The organism is Rubellimicrobium roseum (genome assembly GCF_006152145.1).
Lineage (GTDB): Bacteria > Pseudomonadota > Alphaproteobacteria > Rhodobacterales > Rhodobacteraceae > Rubellimicrobium > Rubellimicrobium roseum.
In genome coordinates this window covers 1-23,731 of record NZ_VDFV01000022.1, presented here as the reverse complement: position 1 = coordinate 23,731, position 23,731 = coordinate 1, and the positions used below count along the sequence as shown (strand labels likewise).

At 68.6% G+C, this 23,731-nt stretch carries 18 protein-coding genes; 4 read left to right on the top strand and 14 right to left on the bottom strand.

What is annotated here, in order from left to right:
* Positions 1-285 precede the first annotated feature (285 nt).
* The 9 genes from FHG71_RS14095 to FHG71_RS14055 form a co-directional block, all read right to left on the bottom strand.
* Entirely contained in the window at positions 286-1,917 is a 1,632-nt protein-coding gene (locus FHG71_RS14095; protein ID WP_139082332.1) for an alpha-D-glucose phosphate-specific phosphoglucomutase, read from the bottom strand.
* Positions 1,918-1,926: 9 nt separating this feature from the next.
* Positions 1,927-4,071 carry a glycogen debranching protein GlgX gene (glgX, locus tag FHG71_RS14090; RefSeq protein ID WP_139082331.1) on the bottom strand — a complete coding sequence of 715 codons (2,145 nt, stop codon included), beginning with the start codon at positions 4,069-4,071 and terminating at the stop codon, positions 1,927-1,929.
* Positions 4,061-5,494, bottom strand: coding sequence for a glycogen synthase GlgA (gene glgA, locus FHG71_RS14085; RefSeq protein WP_139082330.1), 1,434 nt, complete (start codon positions 5,492-5,494; stop codon positions 4,061-4,063). The genes glgX and glgA overlap by 11 nt, the downstream gene beginning before the upstream one ends.
* On the bottom strand, positions 5,491-6,753 hold the full coding sequence (gene glgC / locus FHG71_RS14080; RefSeq protein ID WP_139082329.1) for a glucose-1-phosphate adenylyltransferase: 1,263 nt from the start codon (positions 6,751-6,753) through the stop codon (positions 5,491-5,493). The genes glgA and glgC overlap by 4 nt, the downstream gene beginning before the upstream one ends.
* 21 nt (positions 6,754-6,774) lie before the next feature.
* Positions 6,775-8,964 carry a 1,4-alpha-glucan branching protein GlgB gene (gene glgB, locus FHG71_RS14075; protein ID WP_139082328.1) on the bottom strand — a complete coding sequence of 730 codons (2,190 nt, stop codon included), beginning with the start codon at positions 8,962-8,964 and terminating at the stop codon, positions 6,775-6,777.
* Between the two features lie 84 nt (positions 8,965-9,048).
* Complete coding sequence (locus FHG71_RS14070; protein ID WP_139082327.1) at positions 9,049-9,684, bottom strand: nucleoside/nucleotide kinase family protein; 636 nt, start codon at positions 9,682-9,684, stop codon at positions 9,049-9,051.
* A gap of 1 nt (position 9,685) precedes the next feature.
* On the bottom strand, positions 9,686-10,510 hold the full coding sequence (locus FHG71_RS14065) for an ATP-binding cassette domain-containing protein (protein ID WP_246045458.1): 825 nt from the start codon (positions 10,508-10,510) through the stop codon (positions 9,686-9,688).
* A complete protein-coding gene (locus tag FHG71_RS14060; protein WP_139082326.1) occupies positions 10,510-11,592 on the bottom strand; it encodes an ABC transporter permease in 1,083 nt (360 codons plus the stop codon). Before FHG71_RS14060 ends, FHG71_RS14065 begins: the two co-directional genes overlap by 1 nt.
* Positions 11,593-11,714: 122 nt before the next feature.
* On the bottom strand, positions 11,715-12,731 hold the full coding sequence (locus FHG71_RS14055) for a sugar ABC transporter substrate-binding protein (RefSeq protein ID WP_139082325.1): 1,017 nt from the start codon (positions 12,729-12,731) through the stop codon (positions 11,715-11,717).
* A 172-nt stretch (positions 12,732-12,903) separates the two neighbouring features.
* Here FHG71_RS14055 and FHG71_RS14050 point away from each other — a divergent pair, with 172 nt between their 5' ends.
* Both FHG71_RS14050 and phhA read left to right on the top strand, forming a co-directional pair.
* Positions 12,904-14,103 carry an ROK family transcriptional regulator gene (locus FHG71_RS14050; protein ID WP_139082324.1) on the top strand — a complete coding sequence of 400 codons (1,200 nt, stop codon included), beginning with the start codon at positions 12,904-12,906 and terminating at the stop codon, positions 14,101-14,103.
* A gap of 80 nt (positions 14,104-14,183) precedes the next feature.
* Positions 14,184-15,059: a phenylalanine 4-monooxygenase gene (phhA, locus tag FHG71_RS14045; protein WP_139082323.1), complete on the top strand. Its 876-nt coding sequence runs from the start codon at positions 14,184-14,186 to the stop codon at positions 15,057-15,059.
* Positions 15,060-15,291: 232 nt separating this feature from the next.
* Here phhA and FHG71_RS14040 read toward each other — a convergent pair whose 3' ends face one another.
* The 4 genes from FHG71_RS14040 to glmU are packed head-to-tail and all read right to left on the bottom strand — an operon-like array spanning position 15,292 to position 19,708.
* Positions 15,292-15,960, bottom strand: coding sequence for a DNA alkylation repair protein (locus FHG71_RS14040; RefSeq protein WP_139082358.1), 669 nt, complete (start codon positions 15,958-15,960; stop codon positions 15,292-15,294).
* 14 nt (positions 15,961-15,974) lie between these two features.
* Positions 15,975-16,517: a pyridoxamine 5'-phosphate oxidase family protein gene (locus FHG71_RS14035; protein ID WP_139082322.1), complete on the bottom strand. Its 543-nt coding sequence runs from the start codon at positions 16,515-16,517 to the stop codon at positions 15,975-15,977.
* Between the two features lies 1 nt (position 16,518).
* Positions 16,519-18,339 carry a glutamine--fructose-6-phosphate transaminase (isomerizing) gene (gene glmS / locus FHG71_RS14030; protein ID WP_139082321.1) on the bottom strand — a complete coding sequence of 607 codons (1,821 nt, stop codon included), beginning with the start codon at positions 18,337-18,339 and terminating at the stop codon, positions 16,519-16,521.
* A gap of 4 nt (positions 18,340-18,343) precedes the next feature.
* Entirely contained in the window at positions 18,344-19,708 is a 1,365-nt protein-coding gene (glmU, locus tag FHG71_RS14025) for a bifunctional UDP-N-acetylglucosamine diphosphorylase/glucosamine-1-phosphate N-acetyltransferase GlmU (protein WP_139082320.1), read from the bottom strand.
* Positions 19,709-19,849: 141 nt separating this feature from the next.
* Between glmU and FHG71_RS14020 the strand changes: the two genes are divergently transcribed.
* Positions 19,850-20,509 carry an HAD-IA family hydrolase gene (locus FHG71_RS14020; protein WP_139082357.1) on the top strand — a complete coding sequence of 220 codons (660 nt, stop codon included), beginning with the start codon at positions 19,850-19,852 and terminating at the stop codon, positions 20,507-20,509.
* 648 nt (positions 20,510-21,157) lie between these two features.
* Complete coding sequence (locus FHG71_RS14015) at positions 21,158-22,036, top strand: SDR family NAD(P)-dependent oxidoreductase (RefSeq protein WP_139082319.1); 879 nt, start codon at positions 21,158-21,160, stop codon at positions 22,034-22,036.
* Positions 22,037-22,080: 44 nt separating this feature from the next.
* Here the strand turns inward: FHG71_RS14015 and FHG71_RS14010 are convergent, their stop codons facing one another.
* Positions 22,081-23,448, bottom strand: a complete 1,368-nt coding sequence (locus FHG71_RS14010) for a M20/M25/M40 family metallo-hydrolase (RefSeq protein WP_139082318.1) — start codon at positions 23,446-23,448, stop codon at positions 22,081-22,083.
* Positions 23,449-23,731: the final 283 nt, after the last annotated feature.

Below are 23,731 nucleotides of genomic sequence, written 5' to 3'. Positions count from 1 at the left end.
CGAAAGGGGACCCGGCTGGCGGGATGGGCCCGAGGACCGGCGGCGCGCTCGCCCGGCGTGGCCGCGTGGATGGACGGCCGCGCCTCAGGCGATGGCCCCGCGATCCGTCCCTGTCCGGGGCTCCTGCGGGAGAGAGGCTTCACGGACCGAGGCTCTTTAAAGGGACGGCGCGGGCCCCCGTCCCCCTGGGAGGACTCCCCCTCGCGTCGGACAACGCCGGGGGCGGGGCCGCAAAGACCCAGCCGCCGCGCGTCGTGGACGCGCCCCGCCGAACGGCGCGCCCGTTCAGGTCACCACGTCCGGCGCCTCGCGCCCGGTGTGCTGCCGGATGCCGGCGATCTCGTCGGCCGCCCGCGCGATGTCCGCCAGCGCCTCGGCCGGATCGCGGCCCAGCCGCGCCGGATCGGTCTCGTAGGCCTCCAGATAGACCCGCAGCGTCGCGCCCGAGGTGCCCGTGCCCGACAGGCGGAACACCACGCGGCTCCCGCCCTCGAAGCCGATCCGCAGGCCCTGGCCCTCCGACCGCGACCCGTCCACGGGGTCGTCATAGGCGAACTCGTCGGCGCTCTCGACCGTCAGGCCCGCGGCCTGCCGACCCGGCAGGGAGGGCAGGGCTGCCCTCAGCCCGTCATAGAGCGCGTTGGCCCGCTCCGTCTCCACCGCCTCGTAGTCATGGCGCGAGTAGTAGTTGCGCCCATAGGTGCGCCAATGCTCCTCCAGCAGCGCTTTCACCGAGGTCCGCCGCGCCGCCAGGACGTTGAGCCACAGGAGCACCGCCCAGAGCCCGTCCTTCTCGCGGACGTGGTCCGAGCCCGTGCCGAAGGACTCCTCGCCGCAGAGCGTCGCGCGCCCGGCATCCAGCAGGTTGCCGAAGAACTTCCAGCCCGTGGGCGTCTCGTAGCAGGGCAGGCCCAGCGCCTCGGCCACCCGGTCCACGGCGGCCGAGGTCGGCATCGACCGCGCCACGCCCTTCAGCCCCTCGCGGTAGCCCGGCGCCGCCGTCGCCTGCGCCGTAAGCACCGCGAGCGAATCCGACGGGCTCACATAGGCGCCGCGCCCCAGCACCATGTTGCGGTCGCCATCCCCGTCCGAGGCCGCCCCGAAGTCCGGCCCGTCCGCGCTCATCAGGAGGTCGAACAGCTCCTTGGCCCAGGTCGGGTTCGGGTCCGGGTGGCCGCCGCCAAAGTCGGGCAGGGGGGTGGCGTTCACCACCGTGCCCGGCGCGGCGCCCAGCCGGTTCTCCAGGATCTCCTTGGCATAGGGCCCCGTCACCGCGTGCATGGCGTCGAAGCGCATGGTGAAGCCGCCCGCGAACAGCGCCCGGATCGCCTCGAAGTCGAAGAGCCGCTCCATCAGCGCGGCATAGTCCGCCACCGGATCGACAACCTCGACCTCCATCTCGCCCAGCCGCCGCGTCCCGGGCGTCGACAGGTCCACGTCTTGCGCCACCGCGATGCGGTACTCGGTGATGGTCGTCGTCGCCTCGAAGATCTTGTCCGTCACGCCCTCGGGCGCGGGCCCGCCGTTCGGGGTGTTGTACTTGAGCCCGAAATCCTCGTCCTCGCCCCCCGGATTGTGCGAGGCCGACAGGATCAGCCCCCCGTCGGTGCCGCGCAGGCGGATCAGGTGCGACGCGGCCGGCGTGGACAGGATCGCGCCCTGGCCGACGATGGCCTTCGCGGCCCCGTTGGCCGCCATCATCCGCAGGATCACCTGCGCCGCGCGGTCGTTGAAGTAGCGCCCGTCGCCCCCCAGCACGAGCGTCCTGCCCTGCACGCCCCCGATCCCGTCGAAGATTGCCTGGACGTAGTTCTCGAGGAAATGGGCCTGCATGAAGACGCGGGTCTTCTTCCGCAGGCCGCTCGTGCCGGGCTTCTGCCCGGAGATGGGGGCGGTCGGTACGGTCGCGATCTCCATGGGAACCTCTCAGCTTTTGGGGGACAGGGGCACCGGCTCCAGCGCCAGGACCACGACCGAATCGGCCGCGACCTTGAGCGCCCGGTGGACGCGGACCGGCGGCTCGCCCGGGGTCGCGGTGTCGAGCCGCAGGACCCAGCCGCGGTCGAGCGTGTGCTCGGGCAGGAAGACGAGGCTTTCCTCCCCGGCGTTGAAGACGCAGAAGACCGCGTCCTCGCGGAAGGCGCGGGTGATGTGGTCGGGCGTTCCGGCCGCGACGCGCATCTCCACCGCGATCAGCTTCTGCCCGCCGTTGTTCCAGTCCACCTCGGTCATCGGCATCCCGTCGGCGCGCCGCCAGAACAGGTCCACATGCCCGTCGATGGAGCGGGAGCGGGAATGCAGGAACCGCTTCTGCCGCAGGATGGGATGACGGGCCCGCAGCGCGACCACCTCGCGGCAGAAGGCCAGGAAGTCCGCGTCGGCGTTGTCCCAGTCGACCCAGCCGATCTCGTTGTCCTGGCAGTAGGCGTTGTTGTTGCCGCTCTGCGAATTGCCCAGCTCGTCCCCGGCCAAGATCATCGGCGTCCCCTGCGCCAGCATGAGCGTCGCCATCATGTTCCGCCGCCGCCGCGCCCGGCGGGCAAGGATCGCGCGGTCCTCGGTCGGGCCTTCGACCCCCAGGTTGTCGCTGTGGTTGTCGCCGTGGCCGTCCCGGTTGTCCTCGCCGTTGGCCTCGTTGTGCTTGTGGGCGTAGGACACCACGTCCATCAGCGTGAAGCCGTCATGCGCGGTCACGAAGTTGACCGAAGATGTCGCCGCCCGCCCGTCATGGTCGAACTTGAGCGCCGAACCCGACAGCCGCATGGCGAGCTTGCGCACCATGCCTTCCTCGTTCCGCCAGAAGCGCCGCACCTGGTCGCGGAACTTGTCGTTCCATTCGAGGAAGGGCGCCGGGAACGCCCCGAGCTGGTAACCCCCGGGGCCCACGTCCCAGGGCTCGGCGATCAGCTTGACGCGGCTCAGCACCGGGTCCTGCCGGATCGCCTGCAGGAACGGGTGGTTGCGGTCGAAGCCCCGCGCCGTCCGCCCCAGCGTCGTCGCCAGATCGAAGCGGAACCCGTCCACGCGTACCTGCTCCACCCAGTAGCGCAGGCTGTCCAGCACCATCCGCATCACGTAGGGATGGTCCATGTTCAGCGTGTTGCCGGTCCCGGTGTCGTTGATGTAGTAGCGCGGGCTTTCTGCCAGCCGATAATAGCTGGCGTTGTCGAGGCCGCGGAAGCTCAGCGTCGGGCCCATCTGGTTGCCCTCGGCGGTGTGGTTGTAGACCACGTCGAGGAGGACCTCGATCCCCGCCGCGTGGAAGCGCTTCACCATGGCCTGCACGTCCGCAAGCTGGCCGGTGGTCATGTAGCGCGGCTCGGGCGCGAAGAACCCGAGCGTCATGTAGCCCCAGTAGTTGCGCAGCCCCTTGTCGAGCAGGAACTTGTCGTCGACGAAGGCGTGGATCGGCAGAAGCTCGATGGCGGTGACGCCCAGCTTCAGCAGGTGATCCAGCATCGGTTCCGACGCCAGCGCCGCGAAAGTCCCCCTTAGGGCGAGGTCGCGCCGCCCCATGGTCAGCCCGCGCACATGGGCCTCGTAGATCACCGTCTCAGTCAGCGGCCGGTCGGGCGCGCGGTCCTCGCCCCAGTCGAAGGACGGGTCCACCACCACGCCGCGCGGCATGAAGTTGGAGCTGTCGCGCGTGTCGAAGGTCAGGTCGCCGTGCCGGGACGAGCGGTCGTAGCCGAACAGCGCGTCATCCCATTCGAGCCGGCCGCTGATCCGCCGGGCATAGGGATCGAGCAGCAGCTTGTGCGGGTTGAAGCGGTGCCCCTCGTCCGGCCGATAAGGCCCGTGGGCGCGGAACCCGTAGGCCTGCCCCGGCATGAGCCCCGGCACGTAGCCGTGCCAGACATGGCCGTCCCGTTCGGGCAGGTCGATCCACTCGGTCTCCCAGCGCCCGTCGGGCGAGAAGAGGCACAACGTCATCCGCGTCGCGTGCTGCGAGAACACGGCGAAGTTCACGCCGCCGCCGTCCCAGGTGGCCCCCAGAGGAGTGGGGCGTCCCGAGGTGATGGCGCCATGGGGGGCGATGCCACTGGCGATGATGCTGCCTTCAGGCTTCATTCAGGGGTGCGACGTCTCGATACAGTCGGGCGTAGGCCTTGGCCGATCGGTTCCAGCCCACGGGTTGCGCCATGGCATTGGCCTGCATCCGCGTCCAGATGTCGCGATCCGCATAGAGGTCGCAAAGTTGCACGATCGCACCGCGCAAGGCGTCGGCCGTGACCGGGTGGAACTGCAGGCCCGTCGCCACGCCCGCCGCCAGCGCCGCCGGCGAGGCGTTGATGACCGTGTCCGCGAGGCCCCCGGTCAGGGCCACGACCGGAATCGTCCCGTAGCGCAGCCCATAGAGCTGCGTGAGCCCGCAGGGCTCGAACCGGGACGGCACGAGGATCGCGTCGCCGCCTGCCATCATCCGGTGGGACAGCGCCTCGTCGTAGCCGATGCGCACCCCCACCTGACCGCCACGGGCGGCGTCGCGGAACGCCTGCTCCATCCAGCCCTCGCCCGAGCCCAGCACCGCAAGCTGGCCGCCCCGCTCCAGGAGCGCCGGCAGCGCCTCGATCAGCAGGTCGAGCCCCTTCTGCTCGGTCAGCCGCGAGACGACGACGCAGAGCGGCCCCCGCGCTTCGGGCAACCCGAATTCCTGGCGCAGCGCGGCGCGGTTGGCCTCCTTGCCGCCGGTCTCGGTATAGGGCGTAATGGCCGGGTCCGTGGCCGGGTTCCAGACCTCCTCGTCGATGCCGTTGAGGATGCCGCACAGCTCCGACCGCCGCGCCCGCATCACGCCGTCCAGCCCCATCCCGAACTCGGGCCGCATCAGCTCGGTGGCATAGGTGGGCGACACGGTCGACAGCCGGTCCACCCCCACGAGCCCCGCCTTCAGCGCCGAAATCTGGCCGTAGAACTCGAAGCCCTCCGGCGTGAATCGCTCCGGGTCGAGCCGCAGCGATCCCAGCCGGGCGTAGGGCGCGAGGCCATGGAAGGCCATGTTGTGGACAGTCAGGACGGTGCCGGGCCTGCGCCGTCCGCCCGAGGCGCGGAGGTATTCCGGCACCAATCCCGCCTGCCAGTCGTGGCAGTGTATCACGTCAGGCACCCAGCCGTTCACGCCCTCGGCGGCGATGCGCGCGGCCATCCAGCACAGGCCCGCGAAACGCTCGGGGTTGTCCGGCCAGTCCTGCCCGTCAGGCCCCAGGTAGATGTTCCCCGCCCGGTCGTAGAGATGCGGCGCCTCGACCACCAGTAGCTCGATACCGGCCGCCGTGGCCGCGATCAGGTTGGCGTGCCCGCCGAAGAGGTTCCATTCCTCCAGGGCGATGCCGTCGCGGGCGATCGCGTTCAGGACCTGCGGATAGCCCGGCAGCAGCACCCGCATCTCCACGCCCTCGGGCGCGAGCGCCCCGGGCAGCGCCCCCACCACGTCGGCGAGGCCCCCGGTCTTGACCAGGGGCGCGCATTCCGAGGCGACCGACAGGACCTTCATCCGAGCGACGCTGCCCGCTTGTCGAGCATCTCCTGGGTGATGAGCGTGATGCCCTTCTCGCTCACCCGGAACCACTTGGCGTCGTCCTCCGGGTCCTCTCCGACCACGAGACCTTCGGGGATGACGACGCCCCGGTCGATGACCGCGCGGTGAAGCCGCGCATGGCGGTTCACGACGACATAGGGCAGCACGACCGCATGATCGAGCGTGGCGAAGGAGTTGGTGTGCACCTGGGTGAACAGGAGCGAGTTCCGCACCTCCGTCCCCGAGATGATGCACCCGCCCGAGACCATGGACGACACCGCGCTTCCCCGGCGTCCCTCCTCGTCATGGATGAACTTCGCGGGCGGCGTCATCTCGGAATAGGTCCAGATGGGCCAGTCCTGATCCCAGAGGTTCAGTTCCGGCGTGAAGTTCGTGAGGTCGATGTTGGCCTGCCAGTAGGCGTCCACGGTCCCTACGTCGCGCCAGTAGGACGGCGCGCCCGGCGCCCGCACGCAGGACTCGTCGAAGCGGTGCGCCCGCGCGCCACCGCGCGCCACGATGGCCGGGATGAGGTCGTGCCCGAAGTCGTGCGACGAGTTCGGGTCCTCGGCGTCGCGACGCAGCAGGTCACGCAGGAAGGGCCAGGAGAAGACGTAGATCCCCATCGAGGCCAGCGCGAGGTTCGGGTCCTCTGGCGTCGACGGAGGGTCCTTGGGCTTTTCGAGGAAGCTCGTGATCTTGCCCGATGCGTCCGTGGCCATGACGCCGAAGGCCGAGGCCTCCTCCCGAGGAACGGTCAGGCAGCCCACGGTCACGTCCGCGCCGCTCTCGGCGTGCTCGCGGATCATGACCTCGTAGTCCATCTTGTAGATGTGGTCGCCCGCCAGGATGATGATGTAGTCGACGTCGTAGCTGTCCACGATGTCGATGTTCTGCGTCACGGCGTCGGCCGTGCCGCGATACCAGTTCTCGTTGTCCATCCGCTGGGACGCGGGCAGGATGTCCAGGAACTCGTTCCGCTCGGCCCGGAAGAAAGTCCAGCCGCGCTGGAGGTGCCGGATCAGCGAATGCGCCTTGTACTGGGTGGCGATGGCGATCTTGCGGATGCCCGAGTTCATCGCGTTCGACAGAGCGAAGTCGATGATCCGGGACTTGCCGCCGAAGTAGACGGCGGGCTTCACGCGGCGGTCGGTCAGTTCCCGCAGGCGCGAGCCCCGCCCGCCCGCAAGGACGAAGGCCATGGATCTCTGGGTGAGTCGTCGGTTTTGCGGCATGGCGTCGGGCCTCCCCACCCGTCAGCGGTCGAGCTTGAAGATCAGCGTCGAGAGCGGCGGCAGCGTCATCTCGGCCGAGAACGGCTGGCCCATCCAGCCCCGCTCTTCGGCCAGGACGCTCCGGTTGAGCCGGTTGCCGCCGTGATAGGCGGCCGCATCGGTGTTGAGCGCCTCGACCCAGCGGCCCGGTGCCGGCAGGCCGATGCGGTGGCCCCGGCGCTCGACCGGCGTGAAGTTGCAGACGACCACGCAAAGCTCGTCCGGCCCGAACCCCCGCCGGGTCCAGGCGAAGATCGAATGCTCGGCGTCGCCGCCTTCGATCCACTGGAATCCCTCGGGATCGCCGTCGCGGGCATGGAGAGCCGGCGTCTCCCGGTAAAGCAGGTTGAGATCGCGCACGAGCCGCTGGAGCCCCCTGTGCTCGGGCCCGTGCTGGACCGCCGCCCAGTCCAGCTCGGCCTGATGGTTCCATTCGCCGCGCTGCCCGAACTCGCATCCCATGAACAGGAGCTTCTTGCCCGGGTGGCCCCACATGAAGCCGTAATAGGCCCGGAGGTTGCCGCACTTCTCTTCCCAGTTCCCGGGCATCTTGCCGATCATCGAGCCCTTCCCGTGCACCACCTCGTCGTGGCTGATCGGCAGGATGAAATTTTCGCTGAAGGCATAGTGCAGGCCGAAGGTCATCTGGTGGTGATGATACTTCCGGTAGAGAGGTTCCTTGTGCATGTAGGACAGGGTGTCGTTCATCCACCCCATGTTCCACTTGAAGCCGAAGCCCAGACCCCCGGCATGGACCGGCGCCGAGACGCCCGGAAAGGCGGTCGACTCCTCGGCCACGGTCATGATGCCCGGACTCTGGCCGTAGGCGGCGACGTTCATGCGGCGCAGCAGGTCGATCGCCTCCAGGTTCTCGCGCCCGCCATGGATGTTGGGCACCCATTCGCCGGCCTTTCGCGAGTAGTCGCGATAGAGCATCGAGGCCACCGCATCCACGCGCAGCCCGTCGACGTGGTACTCGTCGAGCCAGTAGAGCGCATTGGCCACGAGGAAATTCGTGACCTCGCGCCGACCGTAGTTGTAGATCAGCGTGTTCCAGTCTTGATGGAACCCTTCGCGCGGGTCCGCGTGCTCGTAGAGCGCGGTGCCGTCGAAGCGTGCCAGCCCATGGGCATCCGACGGGAAATGCGCCGGCACCCAGTCGAGCAGCACCCCAAGTCCCGCCTCGTGCGCGGCCTGCACGAGGTCGCGGAACTCGTGCGGCGGCCCGAAGCGGATCGAAGGGGCGTAGAGCCCGATGGGCTGGTAGCCCCAGGACCCGTCGAAGGGATACTCCGACAGCGGCAGGAACTCGAGATGCGTGAAGCCCATGTCCTTGGCATAGGTCACGAGCTCCCGGGCCGCTTCGCGGTAGGACAGCGGGCGCCCACCTTCGGCCCAGACCCGCTTCCACGAGCCCAGGTGCACCTCATAGATCGAGATCGGCGCGTCGCGGCGGTGCCGGGCGGCCCGCGCACCCATCCATTCGGCATCGCTCCAGCCATAGCCGTGGATGTCGCGGACCACGCTCGCCGTCTCGGGCGGGTGCTGCGAGCCGAACCCCACGGGATCGGCCTTGAGCGGAAGCATCTCGCCATGGGGTCCGACGATTTCGTACTTGTAGCAGTGCCGCTCGCCCACATGGGGAACGAAGATCTCCCACACGCCAGTTGCGCCGCGCCGGCGCATCGGATGGCGCCGTCCGTCCCAGGCATTGAAGTCGCCCACCACCGAGACGCGCCGGGCGTTGGGGGCCCAGACCGCGAAATGGGTGCCGGGCACCCCCTCATGTGTCCTCACATGGGCCCCGAGCGCCTCCCAGAGCCGGCTATGCGTGCCTTCGCCCAGAAGGTACTCGTCGAGCGACCCGAGGACCGGGCCGAAGCGGAAGGCGTCCTCGTACTCCCATTGCGTCCCGAAGCCGCGCCCGCGCAGCCGGTAGGGCCGTCCATCCGGAACCCGACCGCCAAAGAGAGCCCCCTCGATCCGGGGCAGGGGGTGCTCGGTCCCGTCGACGACCGCCGCCAGGTCCTCGGCTCCGGGGTCCAGGGCCGTGACCCAGGTGGACCCCTCATGCGAATGGGGACCCAGCACCGAGAACGGATCATCATGCCGTCCGGCCAGGAGGCGCGAGATGGTCGCGGCGTCGAGCGGGTGGGGCGCGGTCGTCGTCATATGGGTGGATCATAGGACCGCTCGGAAGGCCTGCAAGGGATCGTGATCTCTCCCTTCCAGGCGCAGCGGCGGGGCATCGTCCTTCTAGTGGCGCATGGCGAGCAGGAACTGCGCCGGCAACTCCCGCCCGATAATGCGTTCGGCGTTGGGCACGTCGTTGCTCTCGGCACGCCGCGTCGCGGCCGCGCGCGACAGGCCGTGGCTCAGCCAGCGCTGGATCAGCCGCGCCCGCAGCTCCCGAAGGGGTACGTCCACCCGCGCGGTCAGATCCCAGAGCGGAAGGAGCTCGCGCCAGGGCGCCTCGTCGAAAAGGAGGTAGCCGCCCTCGCAGATGACCACCCGGCAGTCGGCCGGAACGACCTGCGCCCCAGCGATGGCGATGTCGCGGGCGCGGTCGAAGATCGGGGCGACGACCTCGCCCCCCGTCTTGAGGCGGCGCACGAGGTGCAGGAAGCCCTGGGAGTCGAAGGTCTCGGGCGCCCCCTTTCGCTGCCGCAGCCCCCGCGCGTCGAGCACCGCCGTATCCAGAAGGAAACCGTCCAGCGGGACCACCTCGGCCGGAACGCGCTGGTCCCGCAGGCGGCGATGGACGGCGGCGGCCAGCGTCGACTTGCCCGCCGCCGGCGCCCCCGCGAGAGCCACGAGGACGCGGGGGCGCGTCTCGGTCAGCTCGGTCGCCCGCTCGGCGAGCGCCGTCACCTGCGCCGAGATGTCGAGCACGTCAGGCGGACTCGAACTCGGTGTCGGGGACGCGGGCCCCGGTCATGTAGGCCACCGCATCCGACATCGTGTGGTTCTGCGGCCGGATCACGCAAAGCCGCTTGCCCAGCCGGTGGACATGGATGCGGTCGGCGACCTCGAAGACGTGGGGCATGTTGTGCGAGATCAGGATGATCGGGATGCCCCGCGACTTCACGTCGAGGATCAGCTCCAGCACCCGGCGCGACTCCTTCACCCCCAGCGCCGCCGTGGGCTCGTCCAGAATGATGACCTTGGAGCCAAAGGCTGCCGCCCGTGCCACCGCCACGCCTTGCCGTTGCCCGCCCGAGAGCGTCTCCACGGCTTGGTTGATGTTCTGAATCGTCATGAGCCCGAGTTCGCTCAGCTTCTCCCGGGCGAACTTCTCCATGCGCGGCCGGTCCAGCTGGCGCAGCCACTGGCCCATGAAGCCGGGCTTTCGCAGCTCGCGCCCCATGAACATATTGTCGGCGATGGACAGCGCCGGCGACATGGCAAGCGTCTGGTACACGGTCTCGATGCCCGCGTCCCGGGCCTCGGTCGGATTGCGGAAGGCGATCCTTTGCCCTTCAAGGAAGATGTCGCCTTCGTCGGGAATGACCGCGCCCGAGATCGCCTTGATCAGGGTGGACTTGCCCGCGCCGTTGTCGCCGATCACCGCCAGGATCTCGCCCGGGTAAAGGTCGAAGTCGCAGTGATCTAGCGCCACGACCTTGCCGTAGCGCTTCACGAGGCCGCGCCCGACGAGGATCGGCTGCTGCCCGGCCATGGTGGGGTCCTGCACTTGGTGCTGCGTCTGGGTCTGCATCAGGCGGCGACCTTTCTGATCCATTGGTCCACGGCGACGGCCACGATGATGAGCACGCCGATGAAGAAGAAGGTCCATTGCGGGTCCACGCCCAGAAGCCGCAGGCCGAGCGAGAACACGCCCACGATCAGCGCCCCGAAGAGCGCTCCCCAGATCGACCCGCGCCCGCCGAAGAGCGAGATGCCCCCAATCACCACGGCGGTGATGGACTGGATGTTGAGCTCGGCCCCCGAGGTGGGCGACACCGAGCCGATACGGCCGATGAGAGCCCAGCCCGCGAAGGCGCAGATGAGTCCCGAGAGCGCATAGACCGAGATGAGCGTGCGCTTGACGTTCACGCCCGAAAGCTGGGCTGCGTCGGGATCGTCGCCCACGGCATAGACGTGCCGGCCCCAGGCGGTCGAGCGCAGGGCATAGGCCAAAACCGCGATCAGCAGCAGCATGAAGATCACGCCGAAGGTGAAGGTCGCGCCGCCGCGGCCCGACTCGTCCGCGCCAATCTTGAAGGTGTTAGCAAAGAACTGCAGCAACGGCGCGTTGGCCTCGATGTCCTGCGCGCGGATCGTCTCGTTCTTCGAGTACAGGAAGTTGGAGGCCAGGATGATCTGCCAGGTCCCCAGCGTGACGATGAACGGCGGCAGCTTCATCACCGCAACGAGCCAGCCGTTGAGGTAGCCCAGGATCGTCCCGACCCCCAAGCCGCACAGGATCGCCAGCGGCACGGGAAGGCCGTAGCGGAAGGCGAACTGACCCATCACGACCGACGAGAGCACCGCGATCGCGCCCACCGACAGGTCGATCCCGGCGGTCAGGATCACCAGCGTCTGCGCCGCGGCCACGATGCCCACGAGTTGCACCTGCTGGAGGATCAGCGTCAGCGTCGCCGCCGAGAAGAAGCGCGAGCCCACCAGCCCCGCGAAGAGCACGATTGACACCAGCAGCACAAGGAGCGGCACCAGCGCGGGCGACACGTGCAGGGCATGCTGGAATCGTTTGATGAGGGTCTTGTCCTCGTGGAACTCGGCCACCGCTTCGGTGCGGCGCTCCTTGACCACGGCTTCGAAGTTGTCGGTGCCGCTCATGCGGGATCTCCTCCGGGGCGGGGGCCGCTGCCCCTCATGTGCCTGGGGCGGACCGAAGCCCGCCCCAGTTCCGATCAGTGTGATGCGAGACCGCCCGAGCGATCAAGCCTCAAGCGGGGCCGTCAGCCCCAGCAGAGCTCCAGGCCTTCCTCGACCGAGATCGACTCCACGCCTTCGACCGGGGTGCCGGTCACGAGCGCCACGCCGGTGTCGAAGAAGTCCTTGCCTTCGGTGGGCTGGGGCAGGGTGCCGTCGGCCGCGTACTGGGCGATGGCCTCGACGCCGAGCGCCGCCATCTGGAGAGGGTACTGCTGCGAGGTCGCGCCGATGACGCCGTCCTGAACGTTCTGGACGCCGGGGCAGCCGCCGTCGACCGAAACGATCAGCACGTCGTTCTCGCGGCCCACGGCCTGAAGCGCCTGGTAGGCGCCGGCGGCCGAGGGCTCGTTGATGGTGTGGACCACGTTGATCTCGGGATCGGTCGCGAGGAGGTTTTCCATCGCGCGGCGCCCGCCTTCCTCGTTGCCCTGCGTCACGTCGTGCCCGACGATCCGGGGATCGCTTTCGTCCCCGATGACGGCGACGTCGGCGGTGTCGATGCCGAAGCCGGTCATGAAGCCCTGGTTGCGCAGGACGTCCACGGTCGGCTGGCTCACGTCGAGGTTGAGGAAGGCGATCTTCGCATCCGCGGCGGCGTCGCCCATCGTGGCGGCGGCCCAGCGACCGATCAACTCGCCGGCCAGGAAGTTGTCGGTGGCGAAGGTCGCGTCGGCGGCGTCGATCGGGTTCAGCGGCGTGTCGAGAGCGATTACGAGGATGCCGGCGTCACGGGCCTGCTGGACCGAGTCCACAATGGCGGCGGTGTCCGAGGCGGCGATCAGGATGCCCGAAACGCCATTGGCGATGCAGGTCTCGATCGCCTGCACCTGGGATTCATGATCCCCGTCCTCGCGGCCGGCATAGGCGTTGAGCGTGATCCCGAGCTCGGCGGCCTTGGCCTCGGCACCTTCGCGCATCTTCACGAAGAACGGGTTGGTTTCCGTCTTGGTGATGAGGCAGGCGGAGACCTCGTCCTGCGCGAAGGCAGCACCGGACATGGCGACAAGGGCCAGCGCCGAGCCGGCAAGAAGCTTCTTCATGGATATGTCCTCCCAGACATCTAGCGCGGGCTTGGTGGCCCGCGGTCCTCCCCCATCGTGGTGACGATGGAACGGCCACACCAAACAACGATCCAGGTCGTCTCGTCAATATGTAAGTCTTGTTGATTTATGAATCGTGTGGAGTATCTCCTTTCACAAGGGAGGAAGATGGATGGAGACGGGCTTGGTCCGAAGCTTGAGCGCTGGCGTGAACCAGCAGGGGCTCAGGGACCACAACGAACGGCTGATCCTGTCGACGCTGCAGCGGCATGGCCCGCTGCCGGGCAGCGACCTTGCACGGACGGCCGGCCTGTCGGCGCAGACGGTCTCGGTCATCCTCCGGGGGCTCGAAGGCGAAGGCCTCATCCGGCGAGGCGCTCCCCAGCGCGGTCGCGTGGGAAAGCCGCGCATCCCCATGAGCTTGTCGCCCGACGGGGCCTTTTCGGTGGGCCTGAAGATCGGGAGGCGCAGCGCCGACCTCCTGCTCGTGGATCTGCTGGGCGGCGTTCGGCGTCAACTTCATACGACCTATCGGTGGCCCATGCCCGAGGAGGTGTTCGGTTTCCTGCAACGGGGCCTCGATGTCTTCATCGAGAACATGAAGCCTGAAGAGACGAGTCGGATCGCCGGCATCGGCATCGCCAAGCCCTACGAGATCTGGGACTGGGACGAGGCTATCGGGGCGCCCCGAGGTTCTCTGGACGCTTGGCGCGAAGTGGACTACGCGGCAGCCGTAGGGGTCTTCTCGCCTTTGCCCGTGTTCCTCGAGAATGACGGCACCGCGGCCTGCCGCGCCGAGCAGGTCCATGGGCGAGGGCGCGAGTTTCGTGATTTCGCCTATTTCTTCATCGGCAGCTTCATCGGCGGTGGCGTGGTGCTGAACCACTCGGTCTTCGAAGGCGCCTTCGGCAATGCCGGTGCCTTCGGGTCGCTTCCGGTGCGCGGCTCGGACGGCGCCGACCGTCAGCTCATCGATCTGGCTTCGCTGTTTCTGCTCGAGGAGGCGCTGGTCCGGGCCGGTCGATCATCGGACCGGCTCTGGCATCAACCCCAGGACTGGACCGAGTTCGCGGAACCCTTGGACCAATGGATCGCCGGCACCGCGCGGCAGCTCGCCCGTGCGGCAGTCACGGTCTGCGCCGTGATCGATTTCGAGGCGGTGCTGGTGGATGGTGCATTCCCGCCCGATGTCCGCTCGCGGCTCGTGGACGCCACGCGGGAAGAGGTCGGGAAGCTCGACACCCGCGGCTTGAGTCCTATTCGCATGGAGGAGGGACAGGTTGGCGGTAACGCCCGCGCTTTGGGCGCGGCCTGCTCTCCCATCTTTTCGCGGTACTTCCTTAATACGCATGGCGGCATGACATCGGTCTGAGTATCGCGGAACAGGCCTTTCACCGCCTACGTTGAATTGGGTGAAGATCGGGTGCCCCTTTATGACGGGAGCGAACGACCATGGCCGAACATGCCGTACTGACCGCCACCCATGCCGAGGATTGCGCCGTCGATCAGGACTGGGCGAGATACACTCCCGACGACCATGCGGTCTGGGGTGCGCTGTTCGAGCGGCAGCTTCGAACCCTCGACGGCCATGTTTGCCGAGAGTATCTGGACGGTCTGCGGGTGCTCGGCATCGATGCCGGTGGGGTGCCCGATTTTGAACGCATGAACCGAAGCCTGCGCAAGGCTACCGGTTGGGAAGTGGTGGCGGTGCCAGGCCTCATCCCCTCTCGGCCCTTCTTTGAGATGTTGGCGGCGCGGCGTTTTCCAGCCGGCACCTTCATCCGCACGCGCGAACAACTCGACTATCTGGAGGAGCCCGACATCTTCCACGACGTCTTCGGCCATGTCCCTCTGCTCACAAACGCCGCGTATGCCGATTACATGACCGAATACGGTCGGATCGGCTTGGAGGCGATCGAACGGAAGGGCGTCAAGTTCCTGGCCCGATTGAACTGGTACACTATCGAGTTCGGCCTGATCCGCAAGCCGGAGGGCATTCAGATCTACGGTGCGGGGATCTGTTCCTCGTTCGGCGAGGCCCGCTATGTCGCCGAGGACTCCTCGGCCAACTGGCTGGGCTTCCAATTGGAGCGGGTGCTGAGGACAGGTTATTACATTGATGACTTCCAAGCCTCCTACTTCGTGATCGAGCGGTTCGAGGATCTGTTCGATGGGCTGCTCACGACCGACTTCCCGGCGCTCTTTGATCGTTTGGGCACGACACCAACGCTTTCGCCCTTTCAGATTGCGCCCGAGGACGTGGTGATCCGCCGTGGCAGCGGCGTCCATTGGCGGGACTTCCCAGCGATCAAGACCAAGCTCAAGTAGGGTCTGGGCCATGTCGATTGCCGGTCCGCCGATCGCCTGCATTACGCCGAGGCGTGAGCGCCGTCCCCCATGTTGCTTCTGCCAGTGAGCAGGCACCTTGGCATGATGCCTTGAAAAGCATGGCTGCTTCCCATCCAATACAGACGGTCATCTGCTGCTCGGTCGAAGGGCTCAATTCAGAAGCATATTGCGACGGCTAAGAAGACCGATCCGGGCCGGGTCGTCAGCGGTTCTATGCCAAATCAAGGTGGCGCGCGGCCTCCCTTTGGGCGAAGGGAGCGAGGCCCGCCCCATGGGCTTGAAGCCATGTGCGGACCCGGTCGGGGTCCTTCTTGGACAAGTCGCGCAGCCACCAGGCGATCGCCTTCTGGATGAACCAGTCCCGGTCGGAGGCCAACGCTTCGCACCAACCCAGGACTCGCTCGCGCACCGCTAGGTCGGACGGCTTCGGAAACCGATCCTTGGTCCAGGGCAGGGTCATGACCAACGCGGCGCGACGGGTCCACATGTGGTCGGTGCCGACCCAGGTCTCGACTTCGTCGAGACGGCGGGGGTCGGCGACAAGGCGTCGCTCGCCGGCCTTGGAGGCATGGTCAGCAATGGCCCAACCGTCGAAACTGGGTACCCAGGACGCGATCAAGCGCCAGACGGCCTCGTCTTCCGGACGGATGCGAGCCTGGGTCAGAAGCTTGGCTGCGGCGATGCGGGCCTCGTGGACGTTCGTTTCCCAAAGCGACGAGGCAAGTGCAAGCCGGTGCTCCAGGGATGCACCCGCGCGCCAGTCGTCGACGAGCGACTCGATCTCGGGTACCGGCACACCCAGATATCGGCGCGGGACCTTGTGGTACTCGGCCATCCGGATGGCGCGCTCGGGGTCGCTAAGGGCTTCCAGCGCGGTCAGCACTTCGGGGTCGGTCACTCTGGCATCCCCGTCGGAAAACCGTCGATGCTCCGACGGTTCTTCTCCTGCCAGTAGCGCTCGACTCCGTCCTCGCCTCGGTCCTCGGCCCACTTGACCAGCGTGTCGCGTTCCGACCGATAATCCATGAACGGGACCGCATAGCCGCAGGAGGTCTGCACAAGATCCACGGTCATGTCGAAGATCTGACGCGCACCAAGCTCGGACGGAAAATGCCTGTCCAGCTCGTCCCACCCAGGCTCGCCATGATGAATGACGGTGGCCGTCCCGTAGGCCCGGAGGATCAGCGGCCGGGTGGTGAACGAGCACCACATGACTGTCATCCGGTCAGCCTGTAGCAGATGAGCCGCCGTCTCGTTGCCCGAGCCGGTGAGATTGCGCCAGACCAGACGGTTCGGACCTATTACTCGAAGCGAGTCCCGGCCCTTGGGAGACACGTTCACCCGGCCTTCGGGGGCGGCGGTTCCCACGAAGTAGATGGGCTGCTCTTGGATAAAGGCTTGGTGCGCCGGCTCGAAGCAGGAGAACTGTTTGGCCATCTCACTCCACCGTAACCGATTTGGCGAGGTTGCGCGGCTGGTCGACATCGGTGCCCTTGGCGATGGCCGTATGGTAGGCGAGAAGCTGAGCCGGAACGGCATAGAGGATCGGCGCCCAGAGCGCGGCCACATCCGGCAGCACCAGCATCTCCCACACGCCATGGGCCGCCACGTTCGCGCCCTCGCGGTCCGTCACGAGGAGTACCTGACCGCCTCGGGCCATGACCTCCTGCATGTTAGAGACGGTCTTGTCGAAGAGTTCGTCATGCGGAGCCATGACGATGACCGGAACGGACTTGTCCACCAGCGCGATGGGGCCGTGCTTAAGCTCGCCTGACGCGTAAGCTTCGGCATGTATGTAGCTGATCTCCTTGAGCTTCAGCGCACCCTCCAACGCGAGCGGGTACATGCGGCCGCGCCCCAGGAACAGGATGTCACGAGCTTCGGCAAGCTTGGCCGCCACTCGGTCCGAGGCCTCCGAAAGCCCCAGTGCATGGTTCACGAGGCCAGGGATCGAGCGCAGGGCAGCGAGGCGTTCGGCATGGGTCGCTTCATCCATGTGACCACGCTGCCGTCCGGCCTCCAGCGCCAGGAGCGCCAGCACGACGAGCTGGCAGGAGAAGGCCTTGGTGGAGGCCACGCCGATCTCAGGCCCGGCGAGGATGGGCAGGGCGAGGTCGGATTCCCGGGCGATCGAGCTTTCGGCCACGTTCACGACCGACAGGATGGTGGCCGCCTTGTCGCGGCAATAGCGGAGCGCGGCCAGGGTGTCGGCGGTCTCGCCCGACTGGCTCACGAACAGCGCGGCCGTGCGGGGCGGGATGGGCGGCTCTCGGTAGCGGAACTCCGAGGCCACGTCGACGTCGACAGGCAGGCCCGCGATCTGCTCGAACCAATACTTGGCCACAAGGCAGGCGTAGGAAGCGGTCCCGCAGGCGACCATCGTGAGCCGGTCCATGGCGCGGAAGTCAAGGCCCTGGCCGGGCAGGCGGAACGTGCCGTCCTCGGCGAGATAATGGTTCAGCGCGGTGGTGAGGCGAGAGGGCTGCTCGGCGATCTCCTTGGCCATGAAATGGCGGTGTCCGGCCTTGTCGACCTGAGCCGACTCGATCTGGATCGTCTTGGCCGGACGGTTGGCGAGCCGGCCGGCGCCGTCCTTGATCCGGGCGCCGGCGCGGGTCACGACGGCCCAGTCGCCTTCCTCGAGATAGGTGATCCGGGAGGTGAAGGGCGCGAGCGCGATGGCGTCGGAGCCCACGAACATCTCGCCGTCGCCATGGCCGATGGCGAGGGGAGATCCCTTGCGGGCGGCGATGAGCAGGTCTTCCTCGCCCTCGAAGATGAACAGGAGCGCATAGGCGCCGTGAAGGCGCTGGAGCGTCATCTCCACCGCTTCCTCGGGGCTGGCGCCCTCGGACAGGAACAGGTTGGCCAGAAGAGCCACCGTCTCGGTGTCGGTGTCGGACTCCTGCACGAGGCCGCGGTCGGCCAGCCAGGCGCGCAGCTCGCGGAAGTTCTCGATGATGCCGTTGTGGACAACCGAGACGCGGCCCGCCCGGTGCGGGTGGGCGTTGCGCTCGGCCGGGACGCCGTGGGTGGCCCAACGGGTGTGGCCGATGCCGGCGTGGCCGGGCAGGGGATCATGCACCAGCACGTCCGACAGGTTCACGAGCTTGCCCACGGCGCGCCGGCGGTCCAGCCGGCCCTCGTTGACCGTGGCGATCCCCGCGCTGTCGTAGCCGCGATACTCCAGGCGCTTGAGGGATTCGACGAGAAGGGGGGCGACCTCGTGCGAGCCCAGGATTCCGATGATTCCGCACATGGGGTCAGGCTTTCGTCTTGGCGGCCTTGAGGGCCCGCAGTTTATCGAAGAACTTGGTGGCGAAGCCCGGCTTGTCGTCCTGCCGGGCGCGGGCGACGGCCAGGGCGCCGGGCGCCACGTCGCGGGTGATGACCGAGCCCGAGGCCGTCATGGCGCCGTCGCCGATGCGGACGGGAGCCACCAGCATCGTGTCGGAGCCGATGAAGGCGCCCTTGCCGATGACGGTGCGGTGCTTGAAGACGCCGTCGTAGTTGCAGGTGATCGTGCCCGCGCCGATGTTGGCGCGCTCGCCCACCTCGGCGTCGCCGATGTAGCTCAGGTGGTTGACCTTGGCGCCCTCGTCGATCCGGGCGGCCTTGATCTCCACGAAGTTGCCGACATGGACCTCCTCGGCCAGCTCGGCGCCGGGGCGCAGGCGGGCGAAGGGGCCCACGGTCGCGCCGCGGCTGACATGGCAGCCCTCCAGGTGCGAGAAGGCGCGGATGCGGGCCTCGCTTTCCACCGTCACGCCGGGGCCGAAGACCACGTGGGGCTCGACCGTCGCGTCGCGACCCACCACCGTGTCATAGGCGAAGATCACCGTCTCGGGCGCGGGCATCGAGACGCCGTCGTCAAGCGCGATGGCGCGGGCGCGGGCCTGGAAGGCGGACTCGGCGGCCAGAAGCTCGGACCGGGAGTTGATGCCCAGCGTCTCGCTCTCGTCGCAGCGGACGACGCGAGCGGTCATGCCGCGGGCGCGGGCGAGTCCGATCACGTCGGTCAGGTAGTACTCGCCCGAGGCGTTGGCGTTGCCGACCTCGCGCAGGAGGTCGAAGAGGAAGGTGCCTTCGGCGCAGAGGACGCCCGAGTTGCACAGGCGGATCGCGCGGGTGGCCGCGTCGGCGTCCTTCCATTCCACGATGCGGTCGAGCCGGTCGCCCTCGGTGACGAGGCGGCCGTAGCGGGCCTCGGGGTTCGCGGTCTCGAAGCCCAGCACGACCACGTCGGCGCTCGCGCGCGCCTCCAGCATCCGCTCCAGCGTCTCGGGGGCGACGAAGGGGGTGTCGCCGAAGAGCACGATCACGTCGCCGTCGTGGTCCCCGAGCAGGTCGCGCGCCTGAAGGACCGCGTGGGCGGTGCCCTTCTGCTCGGCCTGATGGACGGTGACCACCTCGGGGTCGAAGGCGCGGGCGGATTTTTCGACCTGCGCGGCGCCGACGCCGGTCACGACGACCATCCGTTCGGGCGCGAGCGCGGCGGCGGCGCGCATCGCATGGTGCAGCAGCGGCGCGCCCGCGAGTTCGTGCAGCACCTTGGGCCGCTCGGAATTCATCCGCGTGCCCGCGCCCGCCGCGAGGATCACGACGCCCACGCCTCCGGTCCCGCCCATCTTCGCCTCGTTCCCTCGTTCCAATTGATGGCCTTCTATGCAACAGGCCCCGGCTTTCCAAGCCTGAGGGCCGGGGCGGGGGTTCACAACCTTTGTCGGTCCGTTACAGCCGCCCAAGGAGGTGGCCCGATGACCCAAGGCCTGCGCACGGTGATCTTCGACCTCGACGGCACGCTTGCGGACACGAGCGGGGACCTGCTCGCCGCGGCGAACGGCTGCTTTCGCGACCTGGGGCTCGGGGACCTGCTGGACGCGGGCGACGCGGGCGTGGCGCTGCGGGGTGGGCGGGCGATGCTGTCGCTGGGCTTCGCGCGGGCGGGGGGCCGGGGCGCCGAGGAGATCGAGCGGCAGTATCCCCGCCTTCTCACACGCTACGAGGAGGCGATCTGCGAGCACACCGTCCTGTATCCCGGCGCGGCGGAGGCCGTGGAGCGGCTGCGCGCCCTGGGCTACGCGACGGGAGTCTGCACCAACAAGCCGCAGGGTCTGTCGGAGCTGCTGCTGGGGAAGCTGGGCGTGCGCGGGCTGTTCGACAGCCTCGTGGGGGCGGACACGCTGCCCGTGCGCAAGCCCGACCCGCGCCCCTTCGTCGAGGCGGTGACGCGGGCGGGGGGCGATCCGCGTCGGGCCTGCCTGGTGGGGGACACCGACACCGACCACCGCACCGCGCGGGCGGCGGGGGTGCCGTCGATCCTCGTGGCCTTCGGGCCGGGCGGGGAGGACGTCGCGGCCCTGGGGCCGGACGTGCTGCTGGAGCGCTATGCCGACCTGCCGGGCGTCGTGGCGCGGCTGGTGGCGTAGGGAGGGGCACTGCCCCTCGCCGCTGCGTCGATGCACCCCGGCTTGCTCGGGCGGCAAAGGCGCCGGCTGGTCCGCCCTTGGCCGGGGCAGCGGGCGGTCGCGGCGGTGCTCGGGCGGGAGGGCGGCGTCGAGCGCGGCGCGGCGGGCCCAGCCGGGCAGGAAGGGCGCCTCGGGCTCCATGCGGTAGCTGTTCCAGTCGAGGGACAGGAGGTCGTGCGTGAAGCGCGACAGCTCGTGGCGGGCGCCGTTCGCGAGCGCCTCGTCGGTGGCGGGCGAGGCGGCGAGCGCCAGCGCGGCGAGGAAGGCGCGGGCCGCGAGCGCGCGCGCCTCGGGGCGGCCCTGGGCCAGGGGGGCGAGGCGCGCGTGCAGCGCCAGGAGCGGCTGGCGGCGGGCAAAGGACAGGCGCGAGGGGTCGCGCAGGAGGGCGTCGGGGTCCATGGGGGCATCCGGGCAGCGGTGACTTGCCCCCAGGATGCGCGTCAGAGGTTAACGAGGTCTGACAGCACCGAACGGTCCTCCCCCGCTTCGCGCAACACCCCGGCGAGGGACCACGCGCCGGGGCGTCCGTGGATCACGCAACCCTTCGGCTCGGCTTGCGTTGGGCGGGCGACGGGGCGCCGGGCGCCCCCTGATCCACGGAGAGACGGCATGGCCGGACGACTGGAAGGCAAGGTGGCGATCGTGACGGGCGCGGGCGCCGGGATCGGCGAGGCGGTGGCGCTCAAGTTCGCGCGCGAGGGGGCCCAGGTCCTGCTCAACGGGTTGCCCGACGATCCGGTGGAGGACGTGGCCGAGGCGATCCGCCGGATGGGCGGGCAGGCGGCCGTCCACCTGGGCGACGTGTCCGAGGAGGAGAACGCGCGCGAGTGCGTCGAGGCCTGCGGGCGGGCCTTCGGCAAGCTCGACATCCTAGCCAACATCGCGGGCGTGCTGGTGGAGCTGGCCGCCGTTGAGGACTATGACATCTTCCAGTTCGACTACACGGTGAAGATGAACGTGCGGTCGGCCTTCCTGATGACGAAGTTCGCCATGCCGCATCTCCAGAAGACGCGGGGCAACATCGTCTTCGCGGGCTCGGAGGCCGGGTTCAACGGGACGCCCAAGTTCTCGCCCTACGGGGGCACGAAGGGCTTCATCCACGCCTTCTGCAAGGGCGTGGCGGGCGAGGGCGCGCAGCATGGCGTGCGGGCCAACTGCATCTGCCCCGGCGCGATCAGCACCGCCTGGACGCACAAGGGCGAGGGCGTGATGGACGCCAAGACCGAGGAAACGACCGTGATGGCCGCGATGATGGGCCGGCGCGGCACGCCCGAGGAGATGGCGAACGTGGTGGCGTTCCTCGCCTCGGACGAGGCGAGCTATGTGACGGGGGCGCTGTGGCTGGCCGACGGCGGCGTGACGCCCGCCAAGGGGATGCCGGGCGAGGACGTGCCGCGCGACCTGCGGAAGGAGCCGGAATTCACGCTGCCCATCCAGCACGCGCGGGACGGCGAGATCGGCAAGCCGCTGGTGACGAAGAAGGCCTGAAGGGGCCGGGCTCCGGAGCGCGAGGGCTCCGGAGCCCGTTCGGGTCAGGACAGGGCCGCGAGGATGCGGGCCCAGCTTCGAATGCCCTTGTGGAAGCTGCGGACGTCGTACTTCTCGTTGGGGGAGTGGATCAGGTCGTCCTCCTGGGCGAAGCCGATCAGCATCGAGTCCATCCCCAGGATCGTCTTGAAGTGGCCCGCGACCGGGATTGAGCCGCCGGAGCCCGTGAAGGCCGCGGGGCGGGGCCATTCGTCCGAGAGCGCGGCGCGGGCCTTCTCGAAGGCGGGGTTGGCCGTGGACATGACGGAGGCGCGCGAGGCGCCGTGGTCCCTGAACTCCACCGTGCAGTCGGCGGGCACCATGGCGCGGACCATCGTGCGGAAGCTTTCGCGGATCCTGAGCGGGTCCTGCTGGCCCACGAGGCGGAAGCTGACCTTGGCGGTGGCCTTGGAGGGGAGGACCGTCTTGAAGCCGTCGCCCGCGTAGCCGCCCGAGATGCCGTTGATCTCGCAGGTGGGGCGGGCCCAGATGGATTCGAGGACGCCCCGGCCCCGTTCGCCCGCCGGGACCGACAGGCCCACGTCGCCCAGGAACTGGGATTCGTCGAAGCCCAGGGCGTCCCACTGGGCGCGAAGCTCGGGCGTCAGCTCCTCGACGCCGTCGTAGAAGCCGGGGACGGTGACGCGGCCGTTTTCGTCGTGGAGCGTGGACAGGATGCGCGAGAGGACCCGGATCGGATTGATCGCGGCGCCCCCGTACATGCCGGAATGGAGGTCCATGCGGGGGCCGGTGATGACGACCTCCTCGCCCACGAGGCCGCGCAGCATCGTGGTGATGGCGGGCGTGTCCCGGTCGAAGAGGTCGGTGTCGCAGATGAGCGCGAGGTCGGCGGTCAGGAGGTCCTTGTTCGCCTCCATGAAGGGGACGAGGGAGGGGGAGCCCGACTCCTCTTCGCCCTCGAAGAACACCGTGACGCGGGCGGGGAGCCGGTGGTGGACGGCGATCCAGGCACGGCAGGCCTCGACGAAGGTCATGAGCTGGCCCTTGTCGTCCGAGGCGCCGCGGCCGCGGATCACGCGGCCCTGGGGCGTGTCCTGCACCTCGGGGACGAAGGGGGGTTTGTCCCAGAGGTTGAGGGGATCGACCGGCTGCACGTCGTAATGGCCGTAGAAGAGGAGGTGCCGGTCGCCCTGGCCGCCCTGGCCCACGACCATCGGGCGGCCCGAGGTCGGGTGCTTGGCGGCCTTGAAGCCCATGTCGATGAGGTCCTGCACCAGCCAGTCGGCGGCCACCTCGCAGTCGGGGGCGTGAACGCGGTCGGTGGAGATGGACGGGATCCGCAGGAGCGCGAGCAGCCGCTGGATCGCGTGCGGCAGGTCGGCGTCGATGCGGGCGAGGACGGGGTCGAGCATGGGGGTCTCCGGTTGGCTGCCCGGGAGGCTAGGGCGGGGGCGGAAAGGCGGCAATGGGGGGAGGGTCCTCGGACCAAGGTCGGTATGGAAATCCGACCTGCCGATGGGCGACGTTTTGTGCCATGGCTTCGACCGTGCATTTGATCTAGGACAAAGCCCGCAGCCGGACGGTGCCCTACATCCGTCCCGAAGGCCCTCGGCAAGGAATGGTTCTGTGGATTACACCGCCCAGCTCGACGCAGCGCTCGACCGTCTCCACCAGGAAGGGCGGTACCGCACCTTT

What these genes read in the sequence shown, in the direction of transcription:
- FHG71_RS14095 (WP_139082332.1), bottom strand. Translation starts at nt 1,917, where the DNA reads ATGGAGATCGCGACCGTACCGACCGCCCCCATCTCCGGGCAGAAGCCC.
- glgX (WP_139082331.1), bottom strand. Translation starts at nt 4,071, where the DNA reads ATGAAGCCTGAAGGCAGCATCATCGCCAGTGGCATCGCCCCCCATGGC.
- glgA (WP_139082330.1), bottom strand. Translation starts at nt 5,494, where the DNA reads ATGAAGGTCCTGTCGGTCGCCTCGGAATGCGCGCCCCTGGTCAAGACC.
- glgC (WP_139082329.1), bottom strand. Translation starts at nt 6,753, where the DNA reads ATGCCGCAAAACCGACGACTCACCCAGAGATCCATGGCCTTCGTCCTT.
- glgB (WP_139082328.1), bottom strand. Translation starts at nt 8,964, where the DNA reads ATGACGACGACCGCGCCCCACCCGCTCGACGCCGCGACCATCTCGCGC.
- FHG71_RS14065 (WP_246045458.1), bottom strand. Translation starts at nt 10,510, where the DNA reads ATGCAGACCCAGACGCAGCACCAAGTGCAGGACCCCACCATGGCCGGG.
- FHG71_RS14060 (WP_139082326.1), bottom strand. Translation starts at nt 11,592, where the DNA reads ATGAGCGGCACCGACAACTTCGAAGCCGTGGTCAAGGAGCGCCGCACC.
- FHG71_RS14055 (WP_139082325.1), bottom strand. Translation starts at nt 12,731, where the DNA reads ATGAAGAAGCTTCTTGCCGGCTCGGCGCTGGCCCTTGTCGCCATGTCC.
- FHG71_RS14050 (WP_139082324.1), top strand. Translation starts at nt 12,904, where the DNA reads ATGGAGACGGGCTTGGTCCGAAGCTTGAGCGCTGGCGTGAACCAGCAG.
- phhA (WP_139082323.1), top strand. Translation starts at nt 14,184, where the DNA reads ATGGCCGAACATGCCGTACTGACCGCCACCCATGCCGAGGATTGCGCC.
- FHG71_RS14035 (WP_139082322.1), bottom strand. Translation starts at nt 16,517, where the DNA reads ATGGCCAAACAGTTCTCCTGCTTCGAGCCGGCGCACCAAGCCTTTATC.
- glmS (WP_139082321.1), bottom strand. Translation starts at nt 18,339, where the DNA reads ATGTGCGGAATCATCGGAATCCTGGGCTCGCACGAGGTCGCCCCCCTT.
- glmU (WP_139082320.1), bottom strand. Translation starts at nt 19,708, where the DNA reads ATGGGCGGGACCGGAGGCGTGGGCGTCGTGATCCTCGCGGCGGGCGCG.
- FHG71_RS14015 (WP_139082319.1), top strand. Translation starts at nt 21,158, where the DNA reads ATGGCCGGACGACTGGAAGGCAAGGTGGCGATCGTGACGGGCGCGGGC.
- FHG71_RS14010 (WP_139082318.1), bottom strand. Translation starts at nt 23,448, where the DNA reads ATGCTCGACCCCGTCCTCGCCCGCATCGACGCCGACCTGCCGCACGCG.